At 40.7% G+C, this 1,738-nt stretch carries 3 protein-coding genes; all 3 read left to right on the top strand.

The genetic code is table 11. The features are described 5' to 3' along the window. Positions 1–506: aminotransferase class IV (locus HT687_RS11605; protein ID WP_172924225.1), on the top strand; the 506-nt coding region annotated here is incomplete at its 5' end. Further along, a complete protein-coding gene (locus HT687_RS11600; protein ID WP_172924210.1) occupies positions 507–1,124 on the top strand; it encodes an alpha/beta hydrolase in 618 nt (205 codons plus the stop codon). A 49-nt stretch (positions 1,125–1,173) separates the two neighbouring features. Further along, positions 1,174–1,738, top strand: a 565-nt coding sequence (locus HT687_RS11595; RefSeq protein WP_172924224.1) for an excalibur calcium-binding domain-containing protein, incomplete at its 3' end; no start/stop codon positions are given.

The raw sequence follows: 1,738 nt of genomic DNA, 5'->3' as shown, positions 1-1,738 counted from the left end.
CTTCTCCTTTTGATGCAGAAGACTTGAACCAAAAGATAAAGGAAGAGTGTCAGGATTGTGATGTTAATCAAGATTACCGCTTGCGAATTAGCCTTAGCAAGTCTGGAGAGATAGAAGTCAATCGTCAAGTATTAACACCTCTCAGTCGAACCTTCTGCTATGCCCAACTCTGTCTTCAGGAAGCCAATTTGCAACAAGCATTTACCTACTTCAAAACAAGCCACCGACCTCACTTGGGCCTAAGGAAGCAGGAAATTATTTACCATAATGCAGCTGGAGAGCTATTGGAAACCTCTATCGGAAATCTGGTTTTGAAAATTGCTGGGAAACTCTACACACCGCCTATCCGACTTGGAATCTTGCCAGGAATTTACCGTCAGCATTTGCTGGAAACAGGACAGGTAGAAGAGAAAGTCTTGACCTTGGCAGATTTAGCCCAAGCAGAAGCTATTTACGGCTGTAATGCAGTGAGAGGCTTGTATGAATTAAGCCTAGAGGAGAACTAGATGAAACTGGTATTTTTACACGGTTTAGGGCAGTCAGCAGAGTCTTGGAAAGAAGTTCGGAATCTACTGACAGATTATCCTTCTGAGGATATCGAGTTATTTCCTTCTGGAGTTAGCAACTATCAACAAGCCAAGGAGCGAGTTTATCAGCAACTAGCTCAAGAGACAGAACCTTTTGTTTTGATTGGATTGTCCTTAGGTGCTGCCCTGGCACTAGAACTTTCCAGTTACGATTTACCAAATCTTCGAGCTTTGGTTCTATCAGGATGCCCACTTAAATTGTCCGGTAATATCCTATTTTATATTCAGTTGCTGATTTTTAAACTACTTCCCAAAAAAGTATTTGAAAAACAGGGGGCAGACAAGACTTTTATGGTCGGAGTTTCTGAGGAGTTGAAGACACTTGATTTAACGGATATAGCAGGGATTTGCCCCTATCTAACCTTACTAATTTGTGGAAGCAAAGATAAACCGAATCTTAGTTTTATGAGAAGTCTTCATAAACTAATATCAGAATCCCAATTTCAGATTATCCCAGACGGCCCTCATGTCTTGAATAAGGAAAAACCAAAGGAGTTTGTAGAAAATACCAGAAGTTTCCTTGAATTGCTGAAATAAGTTTGATAAAATAATATTGAAATCGATATCATAATTATAGGAGAAAGAAATGAATAAACGTCTATTTTTAAAAATGAGTCTGGCTACCTTGCCAGTTTTAGCCTTGTTTTCACAACCTGTGTTAGCAGAGGAAAACATTCATTTTTCGAGTTGTAAGGAAGCTTGGGCGAATGGATACGCAGATATTCACGAGGGAGAACCTGGGTATTCTGCCAAGTTAGACCGCGATCATGACGGTGTGGCTTGCGAATTGGAAAATGCCCCTAAGGGCGCCTTTAAAGCAAAACAAGAGACTACAACTCAAACTGATACAAGTTCATCAACAACAAGTGGTTGGGTTAAGCAGGACGGCGCTTGGTACTACTTTGATGGAAATGGAAATCCAGTGAAAAATGCTTGGCAGGGAAGCTATTACCTGAAAGCAGACGGGAAAATGGCCCAGAGCGAATGGATTTATGATTCTTCCTATCAAGCTTGGTATTACTTGAAATCAGATGGATCTTATGCAAAGGATGCATGGCAAGGAGCTTACTACCTTAAGTCAAACGGTAAAATGGCACAAGGTGAGTGGGTTTATGACTCTTCTTATCAAGCCTGGTATTACTTGAAATCAG

Source organism: Streptococcus sp. 1449 (genome assembly GCF_013276805.1).
In the GTDB taxonomy this organism is placed as follows: Bacteria; Bacillota; Bacilli; order Lactobacillales; family Streptococcaceae; genus Streptococcus; species Streptococcus pseudopneumoniae.
Note: the sequence above shows the minus strand (reverse complement) of the source record. Positions and strands in the feature narration are given on the sequence as shown.